Below are 25,923 nucleotides of genomic sequence, written 5' to 3'. Positions count from 1 at the left end.
GATTGCAAAAGAGAATACCGATAAGCGCTGTTGTTGACAGAGCACAAACCAAATATGAAAAAACACACACCAGCCAACCAACTCTTCCACCACTCCAATCCGAAAACATACCGACTATCGGCTCTACTGTTAGTACTGGCGATATTGAGCATTTCGCTCGGCACAAGCCGGCAAAACCCGCAAACGCCCTATACCGGTTTAGGCGATTCGGCCACCTTAAACGGCCTTTACCAACGTTGGAAAACCAGCCACGAAGCGCGTTCCGACCGGGAAAGTATGCAGATACGCGTGGCCTATTCGAAAACGTCGTCCGCCGCCGCAAACCTGGGAAAAGGTGTGGTATCGATCAACTTGATCGACGGCCGTTTATCCGCGGCTATCGACGGCTTACCGGAATCCGGCGATTACCAATTATGGCTGCTGAACAACCAGCAGCGAGGCGGCGGGCAACCCGACGCCATCAACCTCGGCCAATTGCAGCGCGTAGGCGATCATCACCGACTAACACTGGCCTTGAACCGTGAGCTGATGCAGGACTTTACAGTGGATGCCGCAGCGATTGCCGAAGCCGGCGATAACCCGCGAACCCACGCGCTGCTAAGCGGTTCGCCCGGATTACTGCAACGTCTGTACTTCAGCGAACGCGCCTTGCCGTTGACCAACGTGTCCGCAGTTTCGGCCCCCCGTAGCGAGGATGCCGGCGGGTTTTCCTTCCTACTTCCTAAGCCGGCTTACGCGGCTAAAAGCACGACGCAAACCCCCGAACAACAATTAGCGGCGCTGATAGCGACCGGCCAACGCTTGTTTACCGAAGAAACCTTCGCCGGCAACGGTCGTACCTGCTCGACCTGCCACCGTCCGGACAACAACCACACGATAGATCCGGCCTACATCGCTACCTTACCCGCCAACGATCCCTTGTTCGTCGCCGAATACAATAGCCAACTGGCGGAGTTGGAAAAACCGGCGCTGATTCGCCAATTCGGCTTGTTCAGCGCCAACATCGACGGCTTCGACCGGCCGCCGGTCGAGCGTTCCGCCTCGCAGCTACTGGGCATAGGCCAAAGCTTGGTATTCGAAACCACCGAGCTGGGTGGCGAATTCAGCCAAGACACCGACTACTACGCCACCCATAACCCCATTGCCGAAGCCGGAAACCGGGAAACCCAGGCGATAGGCTGGTCGGCGGACGGCGCTCCGGACGGCGGCAGCTTGCGCGACTTCGCTAAAGGCGCGATCAAACAGCACATGACCCAATCCCTGAACCGGGTGGAAAACGTCGATTTTCGCATGCCCAGCGAAGACGAACTGGACGCGCTGGAAGCCTACATCCTGTCCTTGGGCCGCAGTCAGGACATCAATCTGGCGGCGATGACGTTTAAATCGCCGATCGTACAGCGCGGCAAATTATTGTTCGACACCAAACAGAATCCCATCGATAGCGAAAGCGGCCTGCCGATATTCGGCACCACCGCAAACTGTAACGGCTGCCACATGAACGCCGGCGCCATCAGTTCCACCACCGGCGGCAATCCGACCCGCGATACCGGCATAGAGCGGATGCGCGACCAACCGCACCACTTGGTCGATCCGAACGTCGCCTACGACGGCGGCTTCGGTCAACAACAACAAGACGATTGCGGCCCCGACCAAGACCAAACCTGTTATAGCGACGACAGCGTAGTCCCGCAAAAAGACGGATTGCCGTTAACCGCCGGCAAACACCTGCACCGCTTCAGCACCCCGTCGTTGATCGAAGCGGCGGATACCGCGCCGTTTTTCCATAATCACAGCATCAGCACCCTGGAAGAAGCGGTAGCCTTCTACAACACCGAAGCGTTCAACAATTCGCTGGGCGCCTTCACTTCCAGCGCTAAAAACCGCCAAGTCAAATTGGATTCGTCGCAAGTCGTGGCGGTGGCAATGTTTCTGCGCAGCATCAACGTGCTGGAGAACATACGCAGCTCCAATCAAATGGATCAAAAAGCGATCGATTACAAAGGCAAAACAAGCAACAACGCGGTCAAATTAGCCCTGGCCGACACCGAAGACGCCGTTCAAGTGTTGCAACAAGCCGTCATCAACCCGTATCCGGAAGCCCTGAACAAATTACAGAAAGCCCTGGATTACGAGAAGAAAGCCTTAAAACGCTTAAACTTCGGCAATCAACGCAAGAAGCTGCTGAACGCGGCAATGGCCCTGAAACTGGAAGCCAAAGCCCTGATCGTCGACGGCGGCTGACGCTCCGAACGCCGGGCCTTGCCGAACAACGGCGGGCTCGGCCAAACCCAGGCACAGTATTTCGGTTTTCGAAGATTGACAACACCGATTTGCAACAATCGCGTTGTACTATGTGGGTAGCAAGCGGATGCGCGAAACGGTCGCCACCCGCCGTCACGCCAAGCTTTCAACCATGTACCGCACTCCTTTTCGAATGAATATCCACACCGCACCGTTAACCGCCCTGTTGTTCTCGATGCTCAATCAAACCGCCGCCGGCACGCCCCTGGAAACCGCCGAATTTTGGCAAAAAAACGGCAAAGACAGTCTGCACGCCGCCGAACAATTAACGGCGAACCAGCGCTTCGCCAAAAACGTCATTTTATTCGTCGGCGACGGCATGGGGATTTCCACCGTCACCGCCGCGCGCATTCTGGAAGGGCAAGGCAAACCCAATCACAGGGGCGGAGAAGAAAATCAACTGGAATTCGAGCGATTTCCTTATGTCGCTTTATCCAAAACCTACGGCGCCAACCAACAAACGCCGGATTCCGCGCCAACCATGAGCGCGATCATCACCGGGGTAAAAACCAACGAAGGCGTGCTATCGGTCAGCAGCGAAGTAAACCGCAAGGAAAAAGACCTCAACGTCGTCAACCGCTACCAGGTAAAAACGCTGCTGGAACAAGCCGAACAACACGGCCTATCGACCGGGGTGGTCACGACGGCCCGGCTGACGCATGCCACGCCGGCCGCCTGCTACGCCCATACCTCGGAGCGGGACTGGGAATCGGACGCGCAACTGCCGGCGGATACCGCCATCGGCGATATTGCCAGGCAACTGGTGAATTTCGGCTACGGCAACGGTTTGGAAGTGGCGCTGGGCGGCGGACGCAGCATGTTTCTCCCGGCCAGCCAAGCCGATCCGGAAGACGAGGGCAAAACCGGCGGACGCAAAGACGGTTTGGATTTAACCCGGCAGTGGCTAAAACAATATCCCAAAGCGGCCTACGTTTACGACAAAGCCGGATTCGACGCCGTAGACCCGGAAACCACCGAGCATTTACTGGGATTATTCGAACGCTCGCATATGGAATACGAATACGATCGCCCTAGCGACCGCGGCGGCGAACCGTCCTTAAGCCAAATGACCGAGAAAGCCATCGACCTATTGGCCAAAAATCCCAAGGGTTATTTTTTGATGGTGGAAGCCGGCCGCATCGACCTGGCCCACCACGCCGGCAACGCATTCCGGGCCTTGACCGATACCATAGAACTATCCAATGCGGTACGCACAGCGGTGAACAAAACCGACGCCGCCGACACCTTGATCGTCGTTACCGCCGATCACAGCCACACCTTTACCATCGCCGGCTACCCGGAACGCGGCAATCCCATCCTGGGTTTAGTCAAACATCCGGGCGCTAAGAATTTCGCGTTGGACAAAAACGGCCAGCCCTATACCACCTTGGGTTATGCTAACGGTCCCGGCTACCGCGGCCCCGGCAAGCGCCCGGATTTGCACAGCCTGGATAGCGCCCATCCGGATTTCTTACAGGAAGCGGCGGTACCTTTGGAACTGGAAACCCACGCCGCCGAAGACGTAGCCATCTACGCCACCGGCCCTAAGGCGTATTTATTCCACGGCGTGCAGGAACAAAGCTATATTTATCAAGTCATGGCGCACGCTCTCCAGTTCAAACCCGGCCGATAACCCTTGATTACTGCAAAAGCCTACATTTTCAGGAGCGCGGATTGAATCCTTACCGCCCGTTTTCCGTCTGCGCCTCGCCAGCCGCACCCCATCCATGCCTCATACACTCGCCGGTTTATACATGCTTTGTTTACTTTTTCTGAGCGCGTGCGCCGACCAGCCGGGCCAACCGCTGCCCGCACTGCGTATCCAAGAACCGTTACCCAGTCTAGCCGCGGAGTACCAAACCACGCTAAGCGATACCTACGCCAAGCGCCCCAAAAACGGCAGCCGGCATTATCGTTGGCGCCTGTACCGCGCCGCCGATCGAATCGAAACGCACAATCTATGCGCCGAAAGCAGCGAAGTGTGGAGCCGCACCCATTACGGCGAGATCAACCACCAACAATTGTTTCACGCCCAAAAACGACTGATCGAATACGTATCCGGCGACTTGAAAGCGATTGGCCAACTGCCGATCTGGACCACGCTGGCCACCCTGATTTCTCCGACCGACTTATCCGCGTTGCACGCCGTCGGCGAAGAGCGATACGGCGAGTTCAGCGCGATTCGTTACGCCGGCAGCATAGCCGAGGAACAAGAGACCCTGGAACTGTTGTGGCTGCCGCAACTGCAATTGCCCGCGTTGATCAAGCGCCAGCGCCGCGACCATGCCTTGCAGACGCGCTTGATAGAATGGCATCACTTGGGCGATTCCCCCTGGCCTACGCCGGAAACGGCCGATTACCGAGTGATCGATTTCGCCGATTTAGGCGACAAGGAACACGACCCGGCCCTAATCGGCCTTTTACCGGGATCGCCGCATCCGCATTCGGATTGACCGGCATGCTCTAAGGCTTTAGGCGATTGCCCGAAAAATCGATCCGACTGACCGACCCTTTTGGTCCTCTACCGCTTTACCCATAAAGGCGCAAGCGGCAAAGATATTTCCGGGAATACGCCATTCGCAATAAAGAGGATGATGCGCTCCACCCCAACTCTATTTCTAACAATCCGGTCAAGCGCGCTTACGTAAAACGCCGGCATGCGCAAGACTATCATTTGGAAAGCCCGGCATTCCCTGCCGAGGAATGCAGCAAGGAACTCGATTGGTGAGCCGGGAAATCATTTACAGCAAACAAGCGCAAAAAGACGCCCGTAAACTCGCGGCGGCGGGATTGAAGGACAAAACCTCGCAACTCTTAGTTAGTCTCAAAAAACGATCCCTTTCAGAACCCGCCGTATTATGAAAAACGGGTCGGCGATTTAGCCGGCGCATCAATATTCAGCATCGTTTGATTTACCAAATATTGAGCGGCGAGAAGCACGTTAAAGTTTTGCGGTTGTGGATTCATTATGAATGAGGTGGCGGTTTTATTGGTTTGATGCGTAGCCTGGATGAAGCGAAGCGGAATCCGGGATTGGGGGGCTATTGATTATTCGGTGTCGCTATTGCGACGGATGTTTTATGTGTCGGGTCTCGGCTGTCGGTGTGGGAACCGGCATTCAATCAAGCTTTCGCGCTAGCGACACCAAAACGAATTAACTTAAAAGAGCAGTTAGTCCATGAAAAATGCCGCTCGCCCTTCGACAATATCAGGACGTACGGCCCACAAGATACGGAATTGGATCAAGCTTCCGAATGTCGCTCGACATATTCCAATGCCGCTTTAGCCAGCAATCCGGAACGGGTGTCGCCGAATCGCGCGGCGGCTTGGTCAATCGCTGCCAGCACCCGTTCCGGCAGCGTGATGTTGACCCGCCTGGCTTTGCCTGACAGTTTGGACAGATCCACTTCCACGACCGCCCAAATCCAGCCGGCAAATTCCGGGTCGGCTTGATGCTTGGCAATCGGCGCTGCTTCCGGAATAGCTTGACCGTCTTCGATGACCGTCTCCATCCATAATTCGATGGCTTCCTTGGCATTGGCTATCGCTTCGTCCAAACTGTCGCCGGCGGAAAAACAACCGGGCAAATCGGGCACCACGACACCGTAGGCGTGGGTTTCGTCGCCGCTTTCTATCGCTATCGGGTATCTCATTTCAAACCTGCCTGCTTCAGTAGTTTGTTGACCAGTCCGTGACCCAAGTCCTGGCGCGGATGCGGTACGCTAATATGCCCAGGCTTGGATGGATGGGTAAAAACGTGATGCGAACCTTTCACGCCTCGTAATAGCCAGCCATCGTTTTGCAGCTGCTTGATTAATTCCGCGCTATTCATGGTGTGTATTATACATACTGCTTGCTTAGAAACAGTCCCGGAGGCAACGGTAAACAACGTGCACCGCATCGTTCGCAATTGATGCGCTTCGCTACCGCTCAGCACACCCTACCCAGAAAAAATCACCCCAACCAATTCTCCATCAACAACCCCGGCACGCGCTCGAACTCCCGCAAGTTGTTGCTGACCAGTATCAAACCCTGGCTGCGAGCATGAGCGGCGATATGCAGGTCGTTTACACCAATCGGCTGGCCGATTTTCTCCAACGCGGCGCGTATGCCGCCGTAATGCAGCGCGGCGCTGTCGTTGTAAGGCAATACCTGCAAACGGCTGCAAAAATCTTCTACCGTGGCGAGATTTCTTTCGGGGAATTGGCTTTTTTCGGCGCCGTGGATCAATTCGGCCAAGGTCACGGCTGAAATCGCCATGCGGCCGTGATGCCGGTTGAAGGTTGCCAATACCTCGATCGGTCGCCGCTTAATCACATAGATGACGATGTTGGTGTCGAGCAGATATTTCAGCATGCGCTTAAAAGCTCTCGCGCTCGCCTTGCTGCTGGCTAGGCCGTTCGTTTAGAAAATCGTCGCTGACGCTCGGGCCATCGAGAAAAAAACTGTCCCAGGCCGCGCCCGCCGGGGCAATGATGCGCTCCTGCCCGACGGCACGAACCTCAACCTTTTTGACGCTGTCGGGAAAGCGCATGTCGGCGGGTAGGCGCACGGCCTGGCTGCGGTTGTTGGTAAATACGGTACTGGTCGCCATGGGTGACTCCGAAATGCTATATACAAGAAATATATCCCTGCGCCCGCATGACGTCAATCAAGTCTCGTGGTATGCAGTAAACAACATGGCCCGCGTTGTCCGCGCTTCGCTAGCACTCAGGCCGTAAGGCGCAATCGTAGGGCGTCAATAGGCGCAGCCGTATTGCGCCGCATGGGGGATTTCAAGGATTCGACGCATGACGCTATCGCTAATGCGCCCTACAAAACCTCGCAAATATTAGACGGTTTTGATTTTCACGGCGGGTGGGCTCCCGTTATGCCGCGTCGAGCACCGCAGGACAAATCGGCAGGATAGCCGATTTGCGTGCATCGCACCCGAAGGGCGAGGCACATGGATGTGCCGAGTGAGCTAAGCGGCATCCTGGGCGCCTGCTGACTCATGCCATCCAGGCATTCGCACTCCGTGCGCCGCTGTCGCCGAAGCGAGAAGGCGACGGAGGGATAAAATCAGCGAGCGAGCCTTCGCAAGCTCTATCAGCCCAACCCGATTGTTCAAACTATGCCGCGATCGATTTGCGCACACTTGAAGGTGGCGACTGCGCGATCACCGCCTTGTCAATGATCGGCAATGTTGTGTTTCAGAACGGCACCAGCACCGGGCACAACCATTGCCGGATTTCCATACAGGCGCCGAAACCGGGTTACAAACCCAAATCGCTCAAGCCGGCATGCTCGTCGGGCCGCCGACCCAACGGCCAATGGAACAAGCGCTGTTCCGGTTTGATCGACAAATCGTTGATACTGGCAAAACGGCGCTGCATGAAGCCTTGCGGGTTGAATTCCCAGTTCTCGTTGCCGTAACTGCGGTACCACTGGCCGGAATCGTCATGCCATTCGTAGGCAAAACGCACGGCAATGCGGTGTGCGGTAAACGCCCACAATTCCTTGATCAAGCGATAATCCAGTTCCTTGGCCCATTTGCGTTGCAAAAATTCGCGCACTTGTTCGCGACCTTGCGGAAACTCGGCGCGGTTGCGCCAGAGGGTGTCTTCCGTGTAGACCAGGACAACGCGGTCCGGATCGCGCGAGTTCCAGGCGTCTTCGGCCATACGCACTTTTTGCGCGGCGGTTTCGGCGGTAAAGGGTGGGACGGGGGCTTTGACTTCTTGAGTCATCTGCTTTCTCCATGCTAAACGATTGGATGATTTAGGCTTGCCACATGCCCGGCATGGCCACGTATCCGGGCAAGGCGCGTAGGCGTTGAAACCAGGCAAGGATGTTGGGATAAGCGGCTATGTCCAAACCGCCTTCCGGCGCCAATGCCAAATAGGGGTAGACGGCGATGTCGGCGATGGATACCGAATCGCCGACCAGCCAATCGCGGCTTTGCAGATGGCGGTCGATAATGCCCAGCACCTTGTCGGCGGTTTGCCCGGCCGCCGCCGTATCGATAGGACTACCGAATTTATGGTGTACCCGCAGTTTGGCGGGACCGTTGGCAATTTCGTTGGCGGCGGTCGATAACCAGGCGGCGATCTGCGCCAACGAGTAAGCATCGTCCGACCACCACGATTCCCCGCCGTAACGCTTGGCCAGATACACCAAAATGGCCTGACTGTCGCGGATGATAAGGCCGTCGTCGTCCAACACCGGCACTTGCCCGAACGGGTTGCGTTGCAAATGGCCTGGGCCGCGCTGCTCGCCGCCGCGTAAATCCACGGCTTGGATTTGATAGGGCAAAGCCAGCAAACTCAGTAGTAAGCGAACTTTGTGGCAATTGCCGGATAGCGACATGTCATACAGAGTGATCATGCTGAACTCCTTCAGTTAAATGAAACTTTCAAATTGCACCCGTTCGTCGGCGATTCCGAGCCGGCGGGCGGCTTGGCGCACACTTTCGATCAGGCGAGTCGGGCCGCAGACATAAATGACGGTGTCGGTGGATGCCTTACCCAGCAAACCTGGTATGTCCAACCGGGTCGGGATTTGCGCCTGACTGAAATAAAACCGGCATCGCTCGGAAAACTGCCGTTGCAAGTCATTGACGAACGCCATCTGCTGCGGCGTGCGGCCGCTGTAATGCAGTTGAAATTCTGTGCCGCGCGCGGCCAAGGTTTCGGCCATGGCCTTGATGGGGGTGATACCGATGCCGCCGGCAATCAACAGCGCCGGACGTCCGTCGTCGTGTAGCGGAAAATAGTTTTCCGGCACCTCGACGTTGATTCGGGTGCCGAGTTGCCAGCCGGCGTGCACGGCGCAGGATCCGCCGTCGCCGTCATCCAGCCGCAGCACTGCGATACGGTAGCAATCCGGATCGTTAGCGCCGTCGGTCAGCGAATAGGCCCGGTTGGTGAGCGTACCGTCGGGTAGCGCAATCGGCACGCGCAGATGCGCTCCGGCCCGGAAAGCGGGCAATGGCGCGCCGTCGGCATGGCGCAATTCGTAAGCGCGAATGCTGGGCGTTAATTGGCGAATGCCGCTCACGCTCAAAGGCAATGGACCGTTGCCCGGAGCGGCCGGCACATGCGTTGTGTCGGCCACCGGTTGTTGCTGACGGGCCTGAACCAATAGCGCTTCGACCTCGCGTTGGCTGTAACGCGGCGTAATGTATTTCGGACAATTCCAGTCGTAAGCTTCGACCCGGATGACGATGCCGCGCTCGACCGGGGCGCGAAAGTCGGGTAATTCCAGTCTTGTCAGCAAATCCGGCGCGTCTCGTTCGTTCACCACCCGCGCCCTTCCCCAAATTTTCAAGCGCTGCCGGCCGGGATAGTCCATCAGCAGCAAACTGACCCGGTCGTCGCCGCGTAAGTTGCCGACCGACAGGTATTGACGGTTGCCGCTGAAATCGGCGTAACCTATCGTTTGCTCGTCCAATACTTTCAAAAATCCCGTCGGCCCGCCGCGGTGTTGCACATAAGGCCAACCGGTTTGGCTCACGGTAGCGAGATAAAAGCTGTCGCGCTCGGCGATGAAAGCTTGTTCAAATTCGCTTAGCGCCACCGTTTCGGCGTCGCCCAGCTCGGCGGCGCGATAGGCCGAGCGGCTGCCACGTTCGGTTTGTACCGCTTGGACGTTGGGTGTAAAGCTGATCTTGGCAAATGCACGGGCCATGCGGGCGTCTCCGGACGGGGTTGAGAGGTTGACGACTACTCCGGCACAGGCCTTAACCGTGCTGAATAGTCATAATTTGCAATACCTAATTCCATTCAACGCAATACACCGGGCCAAACGCCCTCCCTGCGTCTCGCCCGGTTAGGGCTTAAGCGGCTTGTTTTAACCCCACTTTCGGAAAATCGATGTCGACCCGACTGGCTTTGCCCAATAGGTTGGTCAGAATGTTCATGCCGACGTGGGTAATCACCTCGACGATGTCCGATTCGCTAAAGCCGGCGTCGCGCATGGCTTGCAACTCGGCATTAGTCACCTCGCCTTTATGTTCGACCAGGGCGCGGGCGAATTTGACCGCAACCGCCGCCTTGGCGTCCTGGCTGGTACCGGCGCGGTTGGCTTCTATTTCCGCGCCATTCAAACCGGCTTTGCGGCCGATGGCGGTATGAGCGGACAGGCAATATTCGCACTGGTTCTGCTGGGCCAACGCCAGCGCGATACGTTCGCGGGTGCCGGCGTCCAACGAGCCGTGCTCGGCGATGTGATGCAAGCCGAGAAAGGCTTTTAGAGCATCCGGCGAGTGGGCGAATACCCGCAGAAAGTTCGGCACCATGCCCAGCCGGCCCTGGATGGCTTCAAACAATGCGCGTTGTTCGACATTGGCGGTTTCGTTGCTGACGCTGCTAATACGGCTCATCGATATTCTCCAAAAATGAAATAAAGGATTTGTCATTGGCCCGGCTGAAATTCAACAGGCGGGTACAGTGTGCTCTATTGCGATCAATTAAAGAATAACTAAAATTATCAATTAACTATTCCGATAAGTGGAATTAAAGATGGATAGATTGCATTTAATGAGTGTGTATGTGGCCGTGGTCGAAGCCGAGGGCTTTGCCGGCGGCGCGCGCAAGTTGCAGATGTCGCCGCCCGCCGTAACGCGGGCGGTGGCGGCATTGGAGGAGCGTTTGGGGGTTAAGCTATTGAATCGCACCACCCGCTACGTGCGGATGACCGAAGCCGGCCAGAAGTATTACGAAGACGCCAAACGCATCATCGCCCTGGCCGACGAAGCCGACGACGCGGCGCTGGGCATCAACGCCGAACCGCGCGGCCAACTGACGGTAACCGCCTCGGTATTGTTCGGCCGCTTGTTCATCATGCCAGGCATCATCGACTATTTGCGCCGTTATCCGGCGGTGGAAGTCAATGCCTTGTTTGTCGACCGGGTGGTCAACATGCTGGAAGAAGGCGTGGATGTGGCGATACGCATCGCCGAGTTGCCCGATTCGACCTACCGGGCACTGCGGGTCGGGTCGGTCAGGCGGGTACTGTGCGCCGCGCCGGATTATCTGGCCGAGCACGGCATCCCGCAATCCCCGGACGATTTAAGCCGACACCGCATCATTCTGGCCCGCGGCCTGAATCCGAACAACGAACTGCGCTTTCAACAGGACGGCCGGCAGCAAACCGTCAAAGTACAACCGATGTTGAGCGTCAGCGACAACGACTCGGCCGCCGTTGCCGCCAAGGCGGGACTGGGCATTACCCGCCTGCTGAACTATCAGATTGCCGAAGCGTTACGTAGCGGCCTATTGAAAATCGTACTGGGCGACTACGAAAGTCCGCCGGTTCCGGTGCATATCCTGCACCGCGAGGGCCGCCATTCCTCGGCCAAAATCCGTTCGTTCGTCGACTTGATGGCAGAACGGCTTAGGGCGGAATTGAGCTTGAACTGAGGCAGAGTGGCAAACGCTTCCGGCGCTTTTCTTGTTAATGGAACACGACATTCGGCAAATCGGCATGAAGCCGGACAAGGGGTAGCCCTCTTTCTGCCTGTCATCGGCAAACTTACGCTGGCTCTACGGCCTGGTTTTATCAAGAAAAGTCGTAACCATTCAGCCATTCCGGCAGTTGAGAACTGTAGGCAAAACCGGCCACCTGGCTGCCCCCCAGGCTTCGATTCCGGCAGGCTGAAATCGAATGTAGCCCGGCGACATTCAAGTTAACCAGTTAAGCACCCGCTACCCCAACCGATACGCCAGATATGAACGGGTAACCCTGCGCCGTTGAGCAAATCAAGACCTTGGCTGTCACGCACTGATTGCCACGTGACTTTGCCCGGAAAATTAGCTAAAACACCCAAATGACCAACTAACCAACACTTCCGTCAGCCGGAATCGGACAATCAAATATGGAAATCCTCGGCCTGCTCAAGCAACAACTGCTCAAACTATTGTCAGCCACATTGCCGGCGCTGGATTCCGACTGGTGGAAATCGCTGGTACTGGACAAATTAACCTACCAGCAAAAAACCTTCGCAGCTTCATTACCCTCGCATACATTGGAGCGGCTCGACTTAGCGGCTTTATTGCGAATAGCCAACCAAAACTGGTACGAGATAGCCAACCAAGGCGGCTTTAACCGGGACGCGCGAAACTGGCTGAAAGAAGCCCAAACCATCCGCAACCGCTGGGCGCATGCGCCGGCAGAGGGATTGGGGAACGATGTGCGCCATCGAGATGTCGACGACGATGACTAACACCGACCTGCTAAAAATTCGTTCATTGAATGGTAGCCAACACTATGGCTTTGAAGAGTTATGTTGCCAGCTTGCATCTCTTGAACCAAGAGTAGTAGGCGATGAGTTTCTTCGTAAAGGCCATGGTTCAGATGCAGGGGTTGAATGCTATGTGCGTCAAGCTGACGGAACGGAAACAGGTTGGCAAGCGAAGTTTTTCGATAAGTTCGAATCCGGTCAAATAACACAGCTTACAGAGTCATTTAGACAAGCTATCGAGAAGCATCCCAAACTGACGCGTTACATTGTCTGCCTACCAATAGATCTTAAAGATGGGCGAACCGGAAAAAATAAAACAGAAGGGCAACGTTGGATAGATTGGAAAACGACTCGTCTCTCTGAGTTAAGCGAAGATCGCAATATCGAAATTATACTTTGGCAAGCTACCGATATTCGCGAGCGCTTGCATCGCAATGATCCGTTTTACGCCGGGAGGATGTGCTTTTTCTTTGATGAACTTCGCTTTACTCCTGTTTGGTTTTCTCGGCACATCAACGCTGCCAGTAATTCGTTAGGTTCCCGATATACGCCTCAATTTCATATATCGTTACCAATACGGCAGGTATTTTTAGGCATTAGTCGATCACCTTGGCTTGAGGAGCAACGCGAGTATTTCATTAAGTCGTTAATAAAGCGATGCAATGACTTTAAACAGAAAAATATACCGGAAACTGATTTACAGGCGTTATTAAACCAAAGCGCGAAACTAATCGACCTACTAAATCAAAGCTTTCCTGTAACAAAGTCTTATCCTACCGCCGAATGGTGCAGTCAAATTCAACCAATCCAAATCATTGTCAATCAATGTCAAGCTCATTTATGGCATATTCGGTCAGAGGAAAAAGACAAATCAGAGATAGATAAAATTAGCAGCGCATTAAATGATGTAGATACGTTCGGACAAACACTTGAAGAAATAAGCGAAAAACTCAGTTCAGATACTTGGATACTGGCAAATGAACAGGCTGTGCTTCTTTACGGCGAAGCGGGAACTGGCAAATCTCATCTGTTGGCTGATATTGCCAATGATGCAATCAAAAAAGGTTACCCGGCTATTTTTTTGATCAACAGTCAGTTTTTCTTACAAGACCCTCGTACGCAAATTCTTGAGCAGTTGGATTTAAGGCATATCTCATTTTCAACCTTTCTCGGAGCGTTGGATGCGGCGGGACAAGCTGCAGGCGTGAGAGCATTGCTGATAATCGACGCATTAAACGAACGTTTCGGTGTAGAAATTTGGCCTCAATACCTGGCACTGTTAATCGAGGAAGTTAAACGCTACCCTCATCTTGCCCTTATCGTTTCATGCCGCACAACTTACCTGCCATTTGTTTTGCCTGCTGATTCTCTTCTGCGCGATAGCTTGAAGCAGATAGAACATCACGGTTTTGCCGACGGAGGCGGGTACGCAGCCAGAACTTATCTGGCCAAGCGCAAAATTTTCCGGCCCAGTGTTCCGCATTTATTGCCAGAATTTAACAACCCGCTTTTCCTTAAAACCTTGTGCGACAGTTTGGAACGACAAGGGCTTAACTGTTTTCCACGAGGAATACAAGGTTTAACGGAATATTTCGATTTTTATCTAAAATCATTAGCCAACCAAATTGAATTGCGGATGGGGCTGGATAAAAGGCAGAACATTATTGCGCGGGCGTTAAAGGCATTTACTGCGAAACTACTATCCAATCAATCTTCCTACCTGTCAATTGAAACAACTATCGCTTGTTTTGATTCGATATATGCATCTACGGGCCAACATGACCGCAGCTTGTTGAGCCAATTCGAACATGAGGGAATTTTAACGATTGAGCCTGTTTATATCGAAAATAATCAGTTAGAAGAACAAGCACGTTTCACGTTCGAGCGTTTCAGCGATTTTCAAATAGCGACGCATTTGTTAAATGAGCAGCTTTCTTCGAATAATAGCGTTCAACCGTTGGAGGCAGGGACTCCGCTACATAATTTTCTTTCTCGTAAAGATGTTTACAGGGTTGCCGGTATTATCGAAGCATTATCGGTTTTACTACCGGAAACGAGAGATTGCGAATTGCTCGATATATTTCCATCAGCCAACGGATCATACAAATGGACAATTAATGAAGCATTTTTGAACAGTTTGTTATTGCGCCGACAGGATTTTTTTACCGATAGAACCCGTGAATTAGTGATTGATTTATCACAAAATTATCGCAATCCCTGGCTGGAAACACTTGTTGCTGTCAGTACCGAGCCTAACAACCGCTTCAATGCCAATTACTTGCACGATAAATTGGCCCCTTTGACGATGCCTGAGCGCGATGCGAAATGGTCTATTGCTATCGCTAATCTTGACCTAGAGAATGGTTCACCACTTGATACCCTGCTTTCCTGGACAGTGGAATCGGGTTTTGAGGAAATAGACCCGATACGCGCTGAATTGGCGGCAACTATGCTGACTTGGCTATTTTCGACTTCCTATCGCACCGTTCGAGATAGAGCCACTAAAGGATTGTCTGCATTGTTAGCGCCGCGTTTGCCGTTAGCACTTAGCTTGTTGGAACGTTTCCAGCAAGTCGATGACATTTACATTTTGGAGAGATTATTGGCCGCCTGCTATGGCGCTGCATTACAAGCACAAACCCAGAAAAATCTTGCCGAACTTGCTCTTTTTGTTTACCAATGGATTTTTGCCGATGGTAAGCCGCCAGCCCATTTGCTTCTGCGCGACTATGCCAGGGGTATCATCGAATACGCATTGCACTGCGAGTTATTGCTTGAACAAATAGAAATTGAAAAAGTCAGGCCACCGTATCAAAGTGATTGGCCGATTGAATTTGTCGACGAAAAGGATTTAGCGAAATATGGCGACAAATACAAGGATGATATTGTTAGGTCGGCAAGTAGCGAGTGGCTTGGCGATTTTGCCAAATATATTATTAAGCCCTCCGTTCATCATTGGACAGTAACACCGTTGGGCGTAGATAAAGCAATAACACCGTACGAAAATTTTGAAGCCTTCCGTTCAATGCTAGCCGATCATGCAAATTCTGATCAACTTTCGGCATTTAATGACATTCTGAAATTCTGTATCGACTGCAATAGTTCGGAGCTAAATTCAGAAAGTCAAAAATCAAAAAGCCAAGCCTCCGATACTGAAGTCAAAATTGAAATTGTCGCTTACGATAATAAGAAGTTGGAACAAAGGAAGCAAAACGACGCTAGATTCGAAGAGCTTGAGAAAATATTTATTAACTTACTCGATGACAAATATAAATATCAATATTGGTCTGGATGCCGACAAGGAATAAGGCAAATTCTGAATCGATATTCAAATAATCGACCGGAACATTTTGACGATATTTTAGCCCAGCGATGGGTAACCAAACGGGCTCACGATTACGGGTGGACCTATGACTTATTCGGCGAATTCGATGGCAGAATTGGTTCCGGCCGGGGCAGACGCCATAAACAAATGGAACGTATTGGTAAAAAATACCAATGGCTAGCATTGTATGAATTATTGGCCCGTATAGCGGACAATTTAATTTATGACTCCGGTTATAGCGATGACGCTGGCCGATATGAAGGTCCTTGGCAAATATACAAACGAAATATCGATCCTTCATTGCTTATTAGCAAAACCAAAGACGACAATTGGGAAAATCATCCCCATGCCTGGTGGTCTCCGCAAACACTTAAACTGCGCTTATTGAATAAGCAAGAGCAAAAACTGTGGCTACAAAACGAATCCGATCAATTGAATAGTGCATCGTTGCTGGATGTAACCGATCCAGATTCGGAACAGCGCTGGTTGGTTATGAAAAGTTTTAAGCATTACAGCACCTCGTATGATTTGGACTCGCGTATCGACTCATGGTGCAGATGCTGGTGTTTAGTCGTCAAAAAACAGCATAAAAACCAATTCATAAATGCGATTTCTACACATAACATGATTGATCCTGATGCATTTCCGAAAGTCGGCGAATTTTATGGTTCATTTATCGGTGAATACCCTTGGTATCCGTCATACGAATTAGACGATGACTGGAAAGCCATTGATCGAGACTATGGCTTTCGGTACAAAGCGCTACCAACATATGCCGAATATACTGCGGAACGTGGCGGATATGATTACTCGATTGAAGGGACGATCAATACTTATTTGCCTGCGCCGTGGCTAATACAAAAGCTTGGTTTAAGGCTAATTAATGGAAGCACGCTATGTTTTGCAGACGAGAAAGGCCAAACTTTGTTCAAAGATCCATCGGTACATGAAGAAGGACCGACTACGGCACTGATCGACAGAACAGCATTGCTAGATTTACTTGATAAAGAAAACTTGGCTCCGGTCTGGATTATTGCCGGAGAAAAAGGCGCATATGGCGAGCATCACGATGATTTCGTTGGGCGCAGAGTTCATTCTTTCGTTTATTCATTGAATGAGCAAAATGAAATCGTTTGCGTAAACAAAAAAATTGATATTGAAGAACGTTAAAACATCAGACTTTGCAAGTTTTTGGACTTTTTTAAATTAAGATTCCTGGAGAACAAGTTAAATGACCATCGCCGACACCATCTACCAACACGTCAAAGCCCTGCCGCCCGCCAAGGCGTTGGAGGTTTTACGTTTCGTCGAATTTCTGGAGTCCAAACCGAATTCACTGCCGCAACCCGCAGCCAACGAAGCCTTGGCCGCTTTTCTTCACAGTCTGCCGGCCGGACAGCGTAGCGACGAAGAGATCAATTCCGAGTTTCTGACAATACGCAACGAGTGGAATGAACTATCAAACTAAATTAGTTCGCTACCGAACGACAAACGGAGATTAAAAAATGAATTCTCTGCAAGAAAAAATTCATCAAGAAATCGACACACTGCCGTTGACTTCCCAAAAAGAAGTTCTGGACTTTGTGCTATTCCTTAAAAATACCCTCAACACCGAGAGCGACAGCGATTATTTGTCTAAAGACCCGAAAATCAAGCAAGCGATTATCGATGGTTTGAATACGCCTTTGGACGAGTGTTCGGATCGTTTGGATTGGTAATGTACAAGCTTTACTTTACCCAGCGCGCTAAAAAAGACGCCAAATTAATAACCGCCTCTAATTTACAAACTAAAACACAGACGCTTTTAGACTTAATTGCTCAGGATCCTTATGCGTATCCACCTGAATTTGAGTTTTTAAAAGGCGATCTAAAAGGTGCGATTTCCCGGCGTATCAACAAACAGCATCGGCTCGTGTATGAGGTTTTGGAAAACGAGCAGGCGATTAAGATCATCATGATGTGGACACATTACGAATAATTTAACGAATAGTCTGGGTGCGGTGAGGAATGTACGCATCAAGCGCGAATTCTGAAATATTATTACGAGGTTATCTACAATGAAAACCACTATCTCCCTGGATAATTCCGTTCTGGAACAACTGTTGATTTACACCCAAGCCAAAACGACCAAGGAAAGCATTGCCGAAGCGATTGAGGAATACATTCGCTTTAAGCAGCGTCAAGAATTGCTGAATTGCCAGGGACGATCGATGTTGAAGACAATTGGCAAGCATTACGAGACTTGGAAAGTCCGTCATGAAACGGGTGTTAATCGATACTTGTGCCTGGATCGACTTTTTCAAATCCAAAAATGGTCAGATGGGTGATCAGGTTGCCACTTTGATTGAAGCCAACCAAGCCGCAATAACGGGTGTAGTCATTGCGGAATTGTTGCAAGGCGTTAAACAGGAGAAGGAAGCCTGGCGGTTAAGATTACTGTTCCAATCCATTCATTACCTGCCAACCGAGGATAACGATTGATTCGGCTGGCATGCTTGCCCAACAACTACGCGCTAAAGGTTTAACCTTGCCGTTGACCGATATTTTAATTGCCACGGTCGCCCAACGTCACGGCATAACGGTTTTAACCCTGGATAAACATTTTCAGCACCTTCCGGTTGCGCATTTTTCGGTTGGGTAAACAAAAATGTGCCCATTGAGAAACACTGTCATGCTACAAGACCAAATCATCGCCGAAATCAAGCAAATCCCGGATGACAAACTGGCGGAAATTTACGATTTGATCCATTACCAAGCCGATAATTTGCCGGGAACCGGATTCCGGCCATGAGATTCAACTCACAGGTAAAGTTTAGTGGCTTGTATTCCAAGCTTATTTTGCACATAGCCGAAGAAACGACGCGGGCCGACCTTTCTATATTACTCTGAAAGTCACGAGGCAGCGGCTCAAAAAACTAACGGCATAACACCGTTGACTTGCATTTGCCGGGGCGATGCCGTCACCTCATGAACGTTAAGCCGGCCCGCTCGAGCCGCAAGCATGCGGCTGGAAAGGCTTACCCGAAATCCAGATCGTCGAAGCTCAGTCCATGGCTATCCGAGCCTTTCAAGCCCACGATTTTGATCGCCGCTCCGGCGCCGGAGCCGTCGGCGTCGTACCACAGCACGCCTTTCTTGTCGTCGAATATCAGGTAGTCGTCGGCGTCGACCGCGGCTTTGCCGACCGCGAAGTTGGCGGCGGTAGCGCCTAGCAGTTGCGTGAATACCGAGGTATCGAGGCGCAGCAGGTCTTCCTCGGCGAAGTCCGTGACGGTATCGGCGCCGCCGACGGCAAGGTCGGCGAATACGAAAATATCGCTGCCGCTGCCGCCGCTCAATTTATCGGCAGCTTCGCCGCCCAGGATTATATCGTCGCCCGCGCCGGCGTTAACTCTGTCTTTACCGGCGCCGGCCTCTATGTCGTCGTTGCCGGCACCGGTAGCGATGTTGTCGTTGCCGCTGCCGGTAGTGACCTTATCGTCGCCGGCCCCGCTGACGACTTTGTTTTTACCGTCGCCGGCGTCGATTAGATTCTCGCCATCGCCGGCATTGATAACGTCGTTTCCGCTGCCGGCTATAATCTCGTCGGCGCCGCTACCGGCTTTAACGTTGTTCTTGCCGCCGTCGGCATCGACGCTGTTGTTGCCCTCGCCGGCATTGATTTTGTCGTTGCCGTCGCCGCAACGAATAGCGTCGTCTCCGGCCCCGGCTTTGACGTTGTTGTTGCCGCCGCCGGCGTCTACGCTGTTGTTGCCCTCGCCGGCATCGATTTTGTCGTTGCCCTCGCCGGCCGTGATGTCGTCCGCGCCGATACCCGCTTTCACGCTGTTGCGGCCGGCGCCGGCGTCAACCAAGTTGTCGCCGTCCCCGGCGTCGATTCTGTCGTTGCCGGAATCCGCCGTTATCGACTCGTTATTGCTGCCGCCCAAGTATTTACCGGGTTTAACCGCAGTCAGTTCGTTGTATTCGCTGGCGCCCGACACGCCTATCGTCACGGTTTGCCTGCTGCCGTCCGCCGCCAGCACGCTGAAACTATCGGTCAGCCGTACACCGCTACCCAAGGCTTGCACGGCGTCGGCAGCGTTACTCAGCAGATAATGCCAAGTTTTATCGGCCGCCAGACTGAACGTACCGTAGCTTCCCAGCGTAGCGGTTTGCACGACGATATCGGCGCTGCCGTCACGGTCGGCGACGATCAGGCTTCCGGCCGCTTCCAACTGCCCGTCTTCCTTGACTTCGCCGTTCAAATCGCCGCCGATCTCGGCCGCGTCGTTCGCCCCGCTTATCTCGACGGCCAAATCGGCGTTGGCCAACGTATTGCCGTCGCTGACGGTCACAGTGAAATGTTCGGCCGCAGCTTGAGTGAGCGACTCCAAGGCCGCATCGTCGGGATCGTAACGGTAGCTTCCAGCGGCGACGTTGACGCTCAATGTACCGTACAGCCCGGCCAGCACAACGGCCGCCCCGTCGCCGGACAAGCTTCCGCCTACGATCCCGAAGCTCAGGGCGGCCGTTTCGGGATCGTTGGCTGCCAAGGATCCGGTCTGCGCCGCGAAATTGTCGTCGCCGGCGGTGTCGGTATAGGAAATTGCCGCCGGGGCGGTCAGACTCGGCGCTTCGTTGACGTCGGTCACAGTCAGTACCACGTCTTTGCCGGCACTCAATTCGCCGTCGCTGACGACTACTTGAAAGGCGTAGCTGGCTTTGGTTTCGAAATCGGCGGCGGATTGCAAGCGCACTTGGCCTGTGCCGGCGTCGATGCGCAACAAAGCCGCGTCGTCTCCGGCCAAACTGAATAGCAGTTCGCTGCCGGGATTGGCATCGCTGGCGGTCGCGCTGTAGACCACACTATCGCCGGCGGCATTTTCAGCCACGCTGGCGGTGGCGGCGGAGGTAATTTCCGGCGCCTGATTGACGAAGCCGACGCTGATCGTTACCGCTTTGCCGGCCGACAGTTCGCCGTCGCTCGCTATTACCTCGAAGCTATAATCCGCTTTGCTGTTCAAGTCCGCAGCCGCCTTCAAGGTCACTTGACCGTTGGCCGCGTCTATGTTCAGCCAATCGGCGTCGGCGCCAGACAAGCTGTAGCTGAGCGTGGCGCCGGCGTCCGGGTCATCGGCGAGCGCGGTATAAATCACCGTACCCGCCGCCGCGCCATCCGGAACGCCGCCTATGCCGGCGGAGCCGATGGCCGGCGCTTCGTTCAGGTCGGTTACGTTAACTTGCACCGCTTGACTGGCGCTCAAACTGCCGTCGCTGACCACGACTTCGAAGACATAACCGGACTTGGTCTCGAAATCCGCCGGATTTTTCAATGTCACCGCGCCGCTGCTGCTGTCGATATTCAATAAATCGGCATCGTCGCCGGCCAGGCTAAAGCTCAGGCTGCTGTTCGCGTCGACGTCGCTTGCCGTCGCAGTATAAATCACGCTGCCGGTCGCGGCGTTTTCGGCCACGCTACCGCTCGCGCCGGAAGTGAATTGCGGCGCCTCGTTGACGTTTTCGACCGAAACGGTCACCGCCTTGCCTACGCTGGCGCTGCCGTCGCTGGCCAACACTTGGAAACTGTAAAAGGCTTTGGTTTCGAAATCCGCGGCATTCTTGAGCGAGACCTGGCCGCTGCTGCCGTCGATGTTCAGCAAGTTAGCGTCGGCTCCGGCCAAACTGAAGCTTAAAACCGTGTCGGCATCCTGATCCGTCGCGGTTGCGGTATAAATGACCGTGCCCGGCGCGGCGTTTTCCGCCACGCTGCCGGTACCGGCCGAGGTAATCGCCGGGTTATGGTTGCCTGCAGGCGACGCGGATAGATTCACCCAGCTGATCAAGCTGGCCGACAATGCCCCGCCGTCGCCTTGCTCGCCGCTATTGCCGTCATTGAATAGCCATGCTATTTCCACCGCACCGCTTGCGCTGCCGACATTCTCGTAAGCAATTTGCCGCAGTGCAGCGCTAACCAACTCCGAGCCGGCCTGATCGTTAAAGGTCAACCGCAAGATCCCGGCGCTATTTTGGCTGACCGTGCCGATGACGGTTTGCTCTACTTTCAACTCGCCGCCTTCGATCAATTCGGCCAAACTGCCGCCTTGATTTGCCGAGAATTGATCGTCGGCAGCGGCTTCGCCCCGGCGTTGCAGCGTCACCGTGGCGTTAGCCCAACCGTAAGCGTCCAATTCCGCGTCCGCCACGCTAACCGTAGCATCCAACAGCACGGGGCCGGCGGCGTCCGAGGCCGCGGCGAAACTGCGGTCGACGGAGCCGTCCGGGTTCAAGCGCAGCAGGGACGGCAAGCCGCCCTTATCGGCATCGCCGGAGTCGTCGGCATAATCCAGGCGAATCAATAATTGTCCATCGTCCGAAATCGACAACACGTCGATACCGCTCACTTGGCCGGCCATCGCTATGCTACGGCTACCGTCAAGCGCGCTATCCAAACTACCGTCGGCGTTGTACAAGGCGAATGCAATTTGCGGATTGCCTAAGCTTGCGGCGGCACCGGCGTCTTGCGCGACTAGAATGCGGCCGTCGTCCAACAGGCCGACTGCGGCGACCGCGGCATCGATAGCGATTTCGCCGTCGGCGTCGAAACTGTCGTCGAACGCGCCGTCGGCGTTGAGTCTGGTAAGCGTAAATGACGCGCCGTCGAATGCGGTGGCGCCGATCAACCATTTGCCGTCGGCCGTTTGCGTCAGCAACTGTCCGTCGACGCTGCCGCCCAAGCCGAATTGATCGTCGACCGCACCGTCTGCCGCCAGCCTGATCAATTGGTCGGAGCCGTCCAAGCCGCTGCCCGTCAATTGCAACAGGATGCGGCCGGTAGTATCGACGTCGATAATGCGGGCGTCGGCGGCTACGAATCCGGTATCCGCCACGCCGGCACTGCCGAATTGGTCGTCGGCGCTACCGTCGGCCTGATAGTGCGCCACCACGACTTCGACGCCGCCGGTACTGCTGTTGGGAGTCAACTCGCTGACCATGATCCCGCCGTCGTCCAGTACTCGCACCGAAGTGACCGGAAAGTCGATCTCCAAGCGGCCGTCGCCGTCGAAATCGCTGTCGAAACTACCGTCCGCCTTCAAGCGGCTGACCACGTATCGAACGTCCAACGAGGAATTCTCGGAACCTTCCAAACCGCCGGCCACCAGTTTGCCGTCGTCGAGAACCGCTATCAACTCGCCGTGCAAGCGGCCGTTGTCGGCGAATGCGCCGTCCAGGCTGCCGTCGGCATTGACCCGAATCAAGGCTGCGTCGTGACTGCTAAGGTTGGTTTCCTGTTCCAGGCGCAACAGCAATTGACCGTCGGCGTTTACCGCAACCAAGTCCGCATCTGTTGCCGAGAAGCCGGTTTCCGCCAGACCGTCGCCGGCAAAACCGGTATCCAAACGGCCGTCGGTACCGTAACGCGCCACGGCGAACTGATAATCGCTGCTACTGCCGCTGTCGGCTATCAATTCGCCAACCAATAGTTTGCCGTCGTCCAACAACTTGACAAAACCGACCGAGGCATTGATTTTGACGATGCCGTCGCTGCTAAACCCGCTATCCGAACTGCCGTCCGCATTCAAGCGATGGATCCGATAATCGCCCGATGCTCCCCCGCCCATCAACAATTTTCCATCGCTCTGCAACGCGGCGAATTTGTCGCCGTACGGCAACCACGTAGCGAATTGACTGCCTTCGAATTCCATCGCGGAACTACCGTCTTGCGCCAGCAGCTTGAAAACAAAGTTGTAGGATTCATTGGCAACGTAGACCTCGTTGCGCACATAGCTAATACCATCCCCGCCATAGCCGTAGAGATAATCGCCGTCTATCGAGCCCCCGCTGCCGAACGCGGTATCGACGCTGCCGTCGGTATTGAAGCGGATGAATAAGCCACTGTAAGGCAAACTCAAACCGCTGTTTTGGAAGGCGTCGACCAATATTTTGCCGTCCTGGTCGATGCCGGTGATATAGGCCCTACTGACCAGATAATCGGTAACGACCCTGCCCTCGGTACCGAAATCCTGATCCAAACTGCCGTCGGCATTGAAGCGTTCCAAGGCCAGGAACCGGTCGCTGCTGTTTTGCTCCAATTCGCTGACCACCAGCTTGCCGTCGTCTTGTACGGCAACCCATGAAACATTTTTGTCGAGCAAGCTCAAACTGCCGTCCCCGTCGAACCCGGTATCGAACGAGCCGTCCGCATTCAGGCGGGAAATGGTGTAGGCATTTGGGGCCGCATCGTTATCGGTATGACCGTGGTCGTTACCGACCACAATATCGCCGTCGGCCAAGATCGCCAGCAAATCGCCGTCTATGCTGCCGTTGTCGGCGAACTCAGTATCGACGCTGCCGTCGGCATCGAGCCGCAGCAACGAAGGCGCAACGTAGGTCAAACCGCTGGCGGACGACGATCCACCGCCCCAATAACCGCCGGATAACGACAGCAGCAGCTGTCCGTCGTCGTTTACCGAAACAAAACCGGCATACGAAGCTCTATGCCCGGTCTCGGCAATGCCGTCGTCGCTGAACGTGGCATCCAAACTGCCGTCGGCATTGTATTTAGCCACATAAAAATCCCCGGAATTTCCGCTGGAACCGCCGCGGGTCGATTCCCCTAACACCAATTGGCCGTCGTCGCTGACCTCGACGAAAGACACGTAACGGTCTGCTATCGTGATACTGCCGTCGCTGCCGAAGCCGGTATCCAACGAGCCGTCGGCCAGTATGTGGCTCAAGGTGTAGTTAGTGTCCGAACTGCCCGTCGAACTATCGGATGAGGTATGGCTGTAACCTACCCATATACTACCGTCCGCCGAACTGGCAACCACGCTGCCTTCTATCTTGCCGTCCCCTGCAAAGCCGGCATCCTGCGAACCGTCGGCGTTAAATCGAATCAGATAGCTACCATAGCTGTTGCTTCCAAAGCTGCTGCTACCATAGTTGTACAAACTCACCAAAATTTGGCCGTCGTCATTGACACTGACTATGTTGGCTGTACCATGAAACTCGGTTTCGGCGATGCCGTCGCCGGCAAAGCCGTTATCCAGGCTGCCCTCCGCGTTATAACGAGCGAGCCTAAACGCTCCGCCGCCACTATTACCGCCGGATTCCGTTTCGCACACCAAGATTTTCCCGTCGTCTTGCACGCTGAGCGAGGACAACTGCCCCTCTATTTGCAGCCTGCCGTCAACCCCGAAACCGCCGTCGGCGCTGCCGTCACTATTCAGCTGCTGTATCACATACTGCACAGCAGCCGAAGAACTGTTGTTGTCATCCGGATAATAGCCCCCCAGCAGCAGCTTGCCGTTGTCCAATACATCCACACTGGTTAGCTGAATGCCTAATTCCACGCTGCCGTTTTGACCGTATTCGCCATTCAAGCCGCCGTCGGCCGATAGCTGACTCAAACTCGATGTCAAATGATAGTGAGCGAAGAAGCCCGAAGAACTCGAATTCAACCCTAGTGCGCCGTGTTGCGCCACCAACAATTGTCCGTCGTCGAGTAAGGCCACAATGTCCGCGTAATCGCCGGCATGGCTGACTAATTGCGGTGCATTGTTCACCGCGGTGATTTGCAGCGCCGTTGTACTTTCCGCTTGCAACGCGCCGCCGTTGCCCTGGTCTCCACTATTGCCGTCGGAAAAACGCCAGCGCAAATCGAGCGAGGAAGGCGGCGTCGCATCGTTCAACACCAGGCTGCGCAGCAAGGCGTTGACGATGTCCTGGCTCGGCGTATAGCCGTAATCGACGAAACTCAACGAAAAACTGCCGGCGCTTGCCTGATTGATTTCGGCGACGGGCAAAGCGCCGGATTCGCCTTGATAGAGCAGATAACCGGATTCCTTGTCCAACAGGAAGCTACTATCGGCGATGCCTATGGCCGCCAATCGTCCTTGCGCGTCGGTCAGCGTCAGCGTCGCTCCGCTGTAATCGCCGCCGTCGCCCAGCGCAGCCAATTCGGCATCGTAAACCGAGGCCGTGTCGCCGCTTAAGCGTAGCGTCCCGTCCGAACTTTCAGTCACGTTCGAATCGGTAAAATTGGAAAAAACCGGTGCCGTATTCGTAGTCATGCTCACTCCGCGTCAAATTCTGT

The 25,923-nt window shown here is 54.1% G+C and carries 21 protein-coding genes; 12 read left to right on the top strand and 9 right to left on the bottom strand.

What is annotated here, in order from left to right; genetic code table 11:
* Positions 1 to 54: 54 nt before the first annotated feature.
* From AB0A83_RS03915 to AB0A83_RS03905, 3 genes are all read left to right on the top strand, one after another.
* Positions 55 to 2,241 (top strand): hypothetical protein, encoded by a 2,187-nt coding sequence (locus AB0A83_RS03915; RefSeq protein WP_367155456.1) that lies wholly within the window; start codon positions 55 to 57, stop codon positions 2,239 to 2,241.
* A 127-nt stretch (positions 2,242 to 2,368) separates the two neighbouring features.
* Positions 2,369 to 3,934, top strand: coding sequence for an alkaline phosphatase (locus AB0A83_RS03910; RefSeq protein ID WP_367155455.1), 1,566 nt, complete (start codon positions 2,369 to 2,371; stop codon positions 3,932 to 3,934).
* A 94-nt stretch (positions 3,935 to 4,028) separates the two neighbouring features.
* Positions 4,029 to 4,754 carry a hypothetical protein gene (locus AB0A83_RS03905; RefSeq protein ID WP_367155454.1) on the top strand — a complete coding sequence of 242 codons (726 nt, stop codon included), beginning with the start codon at positions 4,029 to 4,031 and terminating at the stop codon, positions 4,752 to 4,754.
* Between the two features lie 789 nt (positions 4,755 to 5,543).
* On the opposite strand, the gene AB0A83_RS03900 is transcribed toward AB0A83_RS03905, so the two are convergent.
* The 8 genes from AB0A83_RS03900 to AB0A83_RS03865 all read right to left on the bottom strand — a co-directional run bounded on the left by AB0A83_RS03900 (position 5,544) and on the right by AB0A83_RS03865 (position 10,663).
* The gene (locus AB0A83_RS03900) at positions 5,544 to 5,954 is read right to left on the bottom strand and encodes a type II toxin-antitoxin system HicB family antitoxin (protein WP_367155453.1); all 411 of its coding nucleotides are present in this window, start codon (positions 5,952 to 5,954) and stop codon (positions 5,544 to 5,546) included.
* On the bottom strand, positions 5,951 to 6,133 hold the full coding sequence (locus AB0A83_RS03895) for a type II toxin-antitoxin system HicA family toxin (RefSeq protein ID WP_150046903.1): 183 nt from the start codon (positions 6,131 to 6,133) through the stop codon (positions 5,951 to 5,953). Before AB0A83_RS03895 ends, AB0A83_RS03900 begins: the two co-directional genes overlap by 4 nt.
* Positions 6,134 to 6,255: 122 nt before the next feature.
* The gene (locus AB0A83_RS03890) at positions 6,256 to 6,657 is read right to left on the bottom strand and encodes a type II toxin-antitoxin system VapC family toxin (protein WP_150046901.1); all 402 of its coding nucleotides are present in this window, start codon (positions 6,655 to 6,657) and stop codon (positions 6,256 to 6,258) included.
* Between the two features lie 4 nt (positions 6,658 to 6,661).
* Positions 6,662 to 6,895: a type II toxin-antitoxin system VapB family antitoxin gene (vapB, locus tag AB0A83_RS03885; protein WP_150046899.1), complete on the bottom strand. Its 234-nt coding sequence runs from the start codon at positions 6,893 to 6,895 to the stop codon at positions 6,662 to 6,664.
* Positions 6,896 to 7,556: 661 nt separating this feature from the next.
* Positions 7,557 to 8,030 carry a DUF1348 family protein gene (locus tag AB0A83_RS03880; RefSeq protein WP_367155452.1) on the bottom strand — a complete coding sequence of 158 codons (474 nt, stop codon included), beginning with the start codon at positions 8,028 to 8,030 and terminating at the stop codon, positions 7,557 to 7,559.
* 31 nt (positions 8,031 to 8,061) lie between these two features.
* Entirely contained in the window at positions 8,062 to 8,667 is a 606-nt protein-coding gene (locus AB0A83_RS03875; protein WP_367155451.1) for a glutathione S-transferase family protein, read from the bottom strand.
* A gap of 15 nt (positions 8,668 to 8,682) precedes the next feature.
* Entirely contained in the window at positions 8,683 to 9,969 is a 1,287-nt protein-coding gene (locus AB0A83_RS03870) for a pyridoxamine 5'-phosphate oxidase family protein (protein WP_367155449.1), read from the bottom strand.
* A gap of 148 nt (positions 9,970 to 10,117) precedes the next feature.
* Positions 10,118 to 10,663, bottom strand: a complete 546-nt coding sequence (locus tag AB0A83_RS03865) for a carboxymuconolactone decarboxylase family protein (protein WP_367155447.1) — start codon at positions 10,661 to 10,663, stop codon at positions 10,118 to 10,120.
* Between the two features lie 139 nt (positions 10,664 to 10,802).
* Here AB0A83_RS03865 and AB0A83_RS03860 point away from each other — a divergent pair, with 139 nt between their 5' ends.
* The 9 genes from AB0A83_RS03860 (at position 10,803) to AB0A83_RS03820 (ending at position 18,489) form a co-directional block, all read left to right on the top strand.
* Positions 10,803 to 11,702, top strand: coding sequence for a LysR family transcriptional regulator (locus tag AB0A83_RS03860; RefSeq protein WP_150046889.1), 900 nt, complete (start codon positions 10,803 to 10,805; stop codon positions 11,700 to 11,702).
* 455 nt (positions 11,703 to 12,157) lie between these two features.
* Entirely contained in the window at positions 12,158 to 12,505 is a 348-nt protein-coding gene (locus tag AB0A83_RS03855; RefSeq protein ID WP_367155446.1) for a Swt1 family HEPN domain-containing protein, read from the top strand.
* Complete coding sequence (avs2, locus tag AB0A83_RS03850; protein ID WP_367155445.1) at positions 12,498 to 17,018, top strand: AVAST type 2 anti-phage system protein Avs2; 4,521 nt, start codon at positions 12,498 to 12,500, stop codon at positions 17,016 to 17,018. The genes AB0A83_RS03855 and avs2 overlap by 8 nt, the downstream gene beginning before the upstream one ends.
* Positions 17,019 to 17,079: 61 nt before the next feature.
* A complete protein-coding gene (locus AB0A83_RS03845; RefSeq protein ID WP_150046883.1) occupies positions 17,080 to 17,316 on the top strand; it encodes a DUF2281 domain-containing protein in 237 nt (78 codons plus the stop codon).
* 37 nt (positions 17,317 to 17,353) lie between these two features.
* Complete coding sequence (locus AB0A83_RS03840; protein ID WP_367155444.1) at positions 17,354 to 17,566, top strand: hypothetical protein; 213 nt, start codon at positions 17,354 to 17,356, stop codon at positions 17,564 to 17,566.
* Positions 17,566 to 17,826 (top strand): Txe/YoeB family addiction module toxin, encoded by a 261-nt coding sequence (locus AB0A83_RS03835; RefSeq protein ID WP_367155443.1) that lies wholly within the window; start codon positions 17,566 to 17,568, stop codon positions 17,824 to 17,826. The genes AB0A83_RS03840 and AB0A83_RS03835 overlap by 1 nt, the downstream gene beginning before the upstream one ends.
* Positions 17,827 to 17,905: 79 nt before the next feature.
* Entirely contained in the window at positions 17,906 to 18,175 is a 270-nt protein-coding gene (locus AB0A83_RS03830) for a type II toxin-antitoxin system VapB family antitoxin (RefSeq protein WP_367155442.1), read from the top strand.
* Positions 18,168 to 18,329, top strand: a complete 162-nt coding sequence (locus tag AB0A83_RS03825) for a hypothetical protein (protein WP_367155441.1) — start codon at positions 18,168 to 18,170, stop codon at positions 18,327 to 18,329. The genes AB0A83_RS03830 and AB0A83_RS03825 overlap by 8 nt, the downstream gene beginning before the upstream one ends.
* A gap of 10 nt (positions 18,330 to 18,339) precedes the next feature.
* Entirely contained in the window at positions 18,340 to 18,489 is a 150-nt protein-coding gene (locus AB0A83_RS03820) for a PIN domain-containing protein (protein WP_190303239.1), read from the top strand.
* A gap of 376 nt (positions 18,490 to 18,865) precedes the next feature.
* On the opposite strand, the gene AB0A83_RS03815 is transcribed toward AB0A83_RS03820, so the two are convergent.
* A complete protein-coding gene (locus AB0A83_RS03815) occupies positions 18,866 to 25,900 on the bottom strand; it encodes a cadherin domain-containing protein (protein WP_367155440.1) in 7,035 nt (2,344 codons plus the stop codon).
* Positions 25,901 to 25,923 lie beyond the last annotated feature (23 nt).

This window comes from Methylomonas sp. HYX-M1 (genome assembly GCF_040741385.1).
GTDB lineage: Bacteria > Pseudomonadota > Gammaproteobacteria > Methylococcales > Methylomonadaceae > Methylomonas > Methylomonas rhizoryzae.
Note: the sequence above shows the minus strand (reverse complement) of the source record. Positions and strands in the feature narration are given on the sequence as shown.

Bases quoted from the DNA above. Each gene is read 5' to 3' on its own strand.
- AB0A83_RS03835 (WP_367155443.1), top strand. From the start codon at position 17,566: ATGTACAAGCTTTACTTTACCCAGCGCGCTAAAAAAGACGCCAAATTA.
- vapB (WP_150046899.1), bottom strand. From the start codon at position 6,895: ATGGCGACCAGTACCGTATTTACCAACAACCGCAGCCAGGCCGTGCGC.
- AB0A83_RS03830 (WP_367155442.1), top strand. From the start codon at position 17,906: ATGAAAACCACTATCTCCCTGGATAATTCCGTTCTGGAACAACTGTTG.
- AB0A83_RS03880 (WP_367155452.1), bottom strand. From the start codon at position 8,030: ATGACTCAAGAAGTCAAAGCCCCCGTCCCACCCTTTACCGCCGAAACC.
- AB0A83_RS03895 (WP_150046903.1), bottom strand. From the start codon at position 6,133: ATGAATAGCGCGGAATTAATCAAGCAGCTGCAAAACGATGGCTGGCTA.
- AB0A83_RS03910 (WP_367155455.1), top strand. From the start codon at position 2,369: ATGCGCGAAACGGTCGCCACCCGCCGTCACGCCAAGCTTTCAACCATG.
- AB0A83_RS03845 (WP_150046883.1), top strand. From the start codon at position 17,080: ATGACCATCGCCGACACCATCTACCAACACGTCAAAGCCCTGCCGCCC.
- AB0A83_RS03840 (WP_367155444.1), top strand. From the start codon at position 17,354: ATGAATTCTCTGCAAGAAAAAATTCATCAAGAAATCGACACACTGCCG.
- AB0A83_RS03870 (WP_367155449.1), bottom strand. From the start codon at position 9,969: ATGGCCCGTGCATTTGCCAAGATCAGCTTTACACCCAACGTCCAAGCG.
- AB0A83_RS03855 (WP_367155446.1), top strand. From the start codon at position 12,158: ATGGAAATCCTCGGCCTGCTCAAGCAACAACTGCTCAAACTATTGTCA.
- avs2 (WP_367155445.1), top strand. From the start codon at position 12,498: ATGACTAACACCGACCTGCTAAAAATTCGTTCATTGAATGGTAGCCAA.
- AB0A83_RS03815 (WP_367155440.1), bottom strand. From the start codon at position 25,900: ATGACTACGAATACGGCACCGGTTTTTTCCAATTTTACCGATTCGAAC.
- AB0A83_RS03820 (WP_190303239.1), top strand. From the start codon at position 18,340: ATGCTTGCCCAACAACTACGCGCTAAAGGTTTAACCTTGCCGTTGACC.
- AB0A83_RS03875 (WP_367155451.1), bottom strand. From the start codon at position 8,667: ATGATCACTCTGTATGACATGTCGCTATCCGGCAATTGCCACAAAGTT.
- AB0A83_RS03865 (WP_367155447.1), bottom strand. From the start codon at position 10,663: ATGAGCCGTATTAGCAGCGTCAGCAACGAAACCGCCAATGTCGAACAA.
- AB0A83_RS03825 (WP_367155441.1), top strand. From the start codon at position 18,168: ATGGGTGATCAGGTTGCCACTTTGATTGAAGCCAACCAAGCCGCAATA.
- AB0A83_RS03915 (WP_367155456.1), top strand. From the start codon at position 55: ATGAAAAAACACACACCAGCCAACCAACTCTTCCACCACTCCAATCCG.
- AB0A83_RS03860 (WP_150046889.1), top strand. From the start codon at position 10,803: ATGGATAGATTGCATTTAATGAGTGTGTATGTGGCCGTGGTCGAAGCC.
- AB0A83_RS03890 (WP_150046901.1), bottom strand. From the start codon at position 6,657: ATGCTGAAATATCTGCTCGACACCAACATCGTCATCTATGTGATTAAG.
- AB0A83_RS03900 (WP_367155453.1), bottom strand. From the start codon at position 5,954: ATGAGATACCCGATAGCGATAGAAAGCGGCGACGAAACCCACGCCTAC.
- AB0A83_RS03905 (WP_367155454.1), top strand. From the start codon at position 4,029: ATGCCTCATACACTCGCCGGTTTATACATGCTTTGTTTACTTTTTCTG.